We start from the raw sequence: 5,200 nt of genomic DNA, 5'->3' as shown, positions 1-5,200 counted from the left end.
TGACATCAATGCTAACCATAAACTCAAACAACCACTCATTGCGTTACAAGAGTATTGTCAGCAGCATCCAAAATTAGTGTTTAGTGCCGAATCCGAAGGCCGCCGCGAAGCCCTGTTAGACTTGTTTGCCAAAATTGACATTAAACCCAAACAGTTTGCTCATCTTAACGACTACCTAGCAGCCAAAGACAATATCGGTTTAATCGTGTCACCTTTAGCGCGAGGCTGTGTGCTAACCGACACGGCAAAAGGTGCCGTGAGCATCATTTGTGAAACCGAACTGTTTGGTCAGCGTATTTCGCAGCAACGTCGCCGCGAAAAGCAAAAGCAAGTTAGCACCGATGTTTTAGTTAAAAACCTAGCTGAACTTAAAGTCGGTCAACCTATTGTCCACTTAGAGCACGGTGTTGCGTTATACCAAGGATTAGAAACGCTCGATACTGGCGGTTTGGTTGCAGAATACTTAAAACTGGAATATTCAGGTGGTGACAAGTTGTATGTGCCAGTGTCGTCACTGCATCTTATCAGTCGCTACAATGCCAGCGGCGATGGTAATACTCACCTCAATAAGTTAGGTAACGAAACCTGGGCTAAGGCCAAGAAAAAAGCCATCGAACGTATTCGTGATGTGGCCGCAGAATTGTTGGATGTCTATGCCCGTCGTCAAGCTCGCCCTGGCGATGCAATGAGTATTGATGAAGAAGAATACGCCCAATTCAGTCAAGGTTTTCCCTTTGAAGAAACCGTCGACCAAGAAAGTGCCATTCACGCAGTACTTGAAGACATGCAAGCACCACGCGCAATGGATCGCTTAGTCTGTGGTGACGTAGGTTTTGGCAAAACAGAAGTGGCCATGCGAGCAGCATTTGTTGCCGTGAATGCCGGTAAACAAGTGGTGGTGTTAGTGCCGACTACCCTACTTGCCCAGCAACACTACGAAAACTTTAAAGACCGTTTCGCTGATTGGCCTATCGTTATTGAAGTGATGTCACGCTTTAGAACCGCTAAAGAGCAAAGCAGTGTTGTCGAACAACTGTCTGAAGGTAAAGTCGATATCGTTATCGGTACCCATAAGTTACTGTCTTCAGAAGCTAACTTCGATAACCTCGGGTTATTAGTCATCGACGAAGAACACCGCTTTGGTGTGCGTCAAAAAGAAAAAATTAAAGCATTACGTGCCAATGTCGACATTTTAACCCTCACCGCCACACCGATTCCGCGGACATTGAACATGGCTATGTCAGGTATGCGAGATTTATCGATTATCGCTACCCCTCCAGCTAAACGTTTGGCAGTAAAAACCTTTGTGCGTGAATATGACAAAGCCACGGCACGAGAAGCTATTTTGCGTGAAATTTTGCGTGGTGGCCAAGTGTATTATCTGCATAATAATGTTGAGACCATTGAAAAAACGGCGCAAAATATTCGCGATTTACTGCCAGAAGCCCGCGTCATAACCGCCCATGGGCAAATGCGTGAACGCGATCTTGAAAAAGTCATGTCCGACTTTTATCACCAACGTTTTAACGTGTTGGTATGTACTACCATTATCGAAACCGGTATCGATGTGCCTAGTGCCAATACCATCATTATCGACCGAGCCGATATGTTTGGTTTAGCACAATTGCACCAGCTTCGCGGCCGTGTTGGACGATCGCATCATCAAGCCTATGCTTATATGATGACGCCACATCCTAAACGCATGACCCCAGATGCCCGTAAGCGTCTTGCAGCCATTGAAGCCCTAGAAGATCTTGGCGCAGGTTTTTTACTCGCCACTCAGGATTTAGAAATTCGCGGTGCGGGTGAATTGCTTGGCGACGAACAAAGTGGCCATATCTCAAAAATTGGTTTTAGCTTATACATGGAAATGCTGGAATCTGCCGTAAAAGCCCTCAAAGAAGGAAAAGAGCCTTCTTTAGCCTATATGATGAGTGCCAAAGCAGAAATTGATTTACGCATTCCGGCATTATTACCAGAAGATTACGTCAGTGATGTTAATATGCGCTTATCATTATATAAACGTATCGCTAACTGCGAAACCGACACCATGCTCGATGAACTTAAAGTCGAATTTATTGACCGATTTGGTATGTTACCTGTGCCAACCCGTAATTTGATGGCGATTACTCTGTATAAACATCAAGCAACCGCGTTAGGTATTCATAAAATTGAAATGCATGCCAAGGGTGGCAGTGTCGAATTTGGTCAAGAAAATCACGTCGATCCGATGTTTATTATTGGTTTGTTGCAAAACCAACCACAAATCTATCGAATGGACGGGCCAAATAAGTTAAAGTTCAACATTCCTGCTGAGACAAGCAAAGAGCGTCTTGAGTTAATCAACACCCTGCTTGGACAGTTCGCTAAACATCAAATTTTGGAGACAAATAGTGCTTCGTAAACTTGCGATTTCTATCGCCGCTATCACAGCGCTATCCCACAGCTTTTCAGCCCATGCAGAATCATGGTTTGAAGTTGAAGTGTTTGTATTTGAACGCCAACAACCGTCAGTTGAAAAATGGCTAAATGCTACACCGCCCAAACTCAGTAAAGACACGGTGGATATCATTACTCCAGTGATCAGTACCGACATAACCGGAGTAGCCGTTGGCTTAAATGGTTGTACTTCAACCGACTGGACCAATGGCTCAAGTAACTGTAATGACCCAAAAATCAGTAACAGTATCGCGGCTCATCCAAGCGAGGTTCCGTTTAATATCGGAGCCAACAAGCCGCAAACCGCTTATTTAGGTCAAGGTCCATTACTGCTGGCTCAAAGCCAGGGTAAGTTTAATGACTTAATGAGAACCATTAGCCGCGAACCTTATGTTAAAAGCCTAGTGCATTTAACCTGGCAACAAAATATGCAGTCGCGCAGACGCGCTAAGCCTGTGCGAATATTTGGCGGAAAGGATTTTTCAAAAAGTTTTGAATATCATGGTTTAGCTGTCAAAAAGCCAACTCAAACAGAAGCCATGCCAAGCACAGAATTTGGTGCTTTAGGTAACTTTTATGAAGCGCCAAAAATAGGCCCTGTATGGGAGTTAGATGGCTCGATAAACATTTATCTCAGCCATTACCTGTATATTGAAAATAATCTGGCTTTGCGTAAACCGACTCAAAAGATGCTTGAATCAAGTCCTTTAGAGTTTAATGAATATGCGGCTCTAGACATTGAAGGTAAAAAGCAACTAGCACCTTATTTAGAAAGCATCCCCCTTATTCAGAATCGCCGTGTGCGAAGTGGTGAGATCCACTACTTTGATCACCCGCAGCTGGGTGTCGTGATGCAAATTCGTAAAATGGCCCAACCTACTAATGTTAAACCAATTGATTTAACCGAGCGTGCTACCACTAGCCAACCAGCACCCTATACTGGTTAACAGCTCGATAGCTTAATACTAAAAAACCGGATCAATTGATCCGGTTTTTTGCTTAATGGCATAGCTCATTTACTCGATAACCTCAACTCTGGAGAATTAATACATCCCTTAACTCGAGCAGTGGTTATTTAAACAATTTACAACGATTGAACAATGCGAGTGATGTCCATCGCCAATTGCTGAGCAGCTTGCCAACGTGTTTGCTGTTCAAGAGCCAGCAAGGATTGTGAAGTATTACCTTTTAGCGATAATGCAGTATGTGTAGGCTCTGCAGCCGGCCAATCAAACTCGGTTAATAAAGCATTAACGCCAGCAGGATCATTACAGACCAAAATCATATCACAGCCAGCATCTAACGCCGCCTTAGCACGGCCAAGGTAGTTACCTGCAAAGCTGGCCCCCTTCATGCCTAAATCGTCAGAAAAAATCACCCCATCAAAACCTAATTGTTGACGTAAAATAGTTTGTAGCCAGTAAGATGAAAAGCCTGCGGGATTAGGGTCAATATTTGAATAAACCACATGCGCTGGCATCACACCTTGTAGCCGCTGAGAACCTATCAAGTGCTTAAATGGCTGCATATCAAAAGCTTCCACTTGCTCTTTAGTGCGTGGATCAACTGGCATGGCAATATGTGAGTCGGCAGCAACACTGCCATGACCAGGGAAATGTTTTCCTACCGCGGCCATTCCGGCCTCATTCATGCCAATGATAAACTGCTGCGCTAATGCACTGACTTCATCAGGATCTGCGCTAAAACTGCGTTTACCGATCACTTCACTTATACCATTTACGTCTAACACAGGCGCAAAACTTAAATCAATATCGCACGCTAACAACTCAAGAGCCATTAAAAAACCACACTCTTTCGCCCATTGTTTAGCTAATGTTAAATCACCTTTAGCAGCAGGTAAAATATCACCCATGGCAGGTATTAAACTAAAACCTTCACGAAAACGTTGAACTCGGCCACCTTCATGATCGACCGCAATTAATAATTCAGGGCGAATACTGCGAACACTTTTAACCAATTCAATTAATTGATTTTTATTTTCACAGTTGCGGCTAAACAATATAATGCCACCTACCTGCGGATGCTGTAATTGCGCAGTTTCTGTTGCAGATACAGTTAAACCTGCAAGATCCATCATTAAATAGCTCAAATCTTTCCCTTATCTATAAAGCTGACTATCACGTCAGGTTAATCAAGTCACATTATGCATCAAGTATAAGGCTGGCTAATGTGAGAATAATGCATCAAAAAATCTAATGAACAGTCATTGATTAATGTGTGGGATACTCTACCAAGAATAGGAGATAAACCGCCAACATTACTTTTGACGATTATACTCACTTATAATGAAAACAATAAACGACTCAGCAAGGGTTAAACAACATGATTAGTGTATTTGACATGTTCAAAATTGGTATCGGTCCATCTAGCTCACATACAGTGGGTCCTATGAAGGCAGGTAAAACTTTTATACAGCATGTCGCTGATAATAATTTATTAGCGGATACCGACGAGTTACAAACAGAATTATTTGGATCTTTAGGTCAAACAGGCAAAGGCCATGGTACCGGTAAAGCGGTCATTTTAGGGCTAATGGGTGAAGACCCAGAAACCGTAGATACCGATGGGATTGATGCCATTTTAGACGCCGTGTCTACGACTCAAAAACTCACCTTAGCAGACGGACGTCAGGTTAAATTTACTCGCGAGTCTGGGGTAACTTATCATAGACGCAAAACCTTGCCGGCACATGCTAATGCCATGACCTTATACGCATTATCTAAAGGCGAATGCATATACC

Annotated in this window: 4 protein-coding genes; 3 read left to right on the top strand and 1 reads right to left on the bottom strand. The window is 43.3% G+C overall.

The window, feature by feature from the left end:
• A partial coding sequence (mfd, locus tag CXF78_RS09450; RefSeq protein WP_102036628.1) for a transcription-repair coupling factor occupies positions 1 to 2,404 on the top strand: 2,404 nt, incomplete at its 5' end.
• Positions 2,394 to 3,386, top strand: a complete 993-nt coding sequence (locus CXF78_RS09445) for a peptidoglycan binding protein CsiV (RefSeq protein WP_102036627.1) — start codon at positions 2,394 to 2,396, stop codon at positions 3,384 to 3,386. The genes mfd and CXF78_RS09445, both read left to right, overlap by 11 nt.
• A gap of 137 nt (positions 3,387 to 3,523) precedes the next feature.
• On the opposite strand, the gene nagZ is transcribed toward CXF78_RS09445, so the two are convergent.
• Entirely contained in the window at positions 3,524 to 4,549 is a 1,026-nt protein-coding gene (gene nagZ, locus CXF78_RS09440) for a beta-N-acetylhexosaminidase (protein WP_102036626.1), read from the bottom strand.
• 233 nt (positions 4,550 to 4,782) lie between these two features.
• On the opposite strand from nagZ, the gene CXF78_RS09435 reads away from it, so the two are divergent.
• The coding region (locus tag CXF78_RS09435; protein ID WP_308302245.1) for a serine dehydratase beta chain at positions 4,783 to 5,200 on the top strand (418 nt) is incomplete at its 3' end.

Origin of the sequence: Shewanella sp. 11B5 (assembly GCF_002836795.1) — a bacterium.
Taxonomy (GTDB): domain Bacteria; phylum Pseudomonadota; class Gammaproteobacteria; order Enterobacterales; family Shewanellaceae; genus Shewanella; species Shewanella frigidimarina.
The sequence above is the reverse complement of the archived record's forward strand: the minus strand, read 5'-3'. Positions and strand labels throughout refer to the sequence as shown.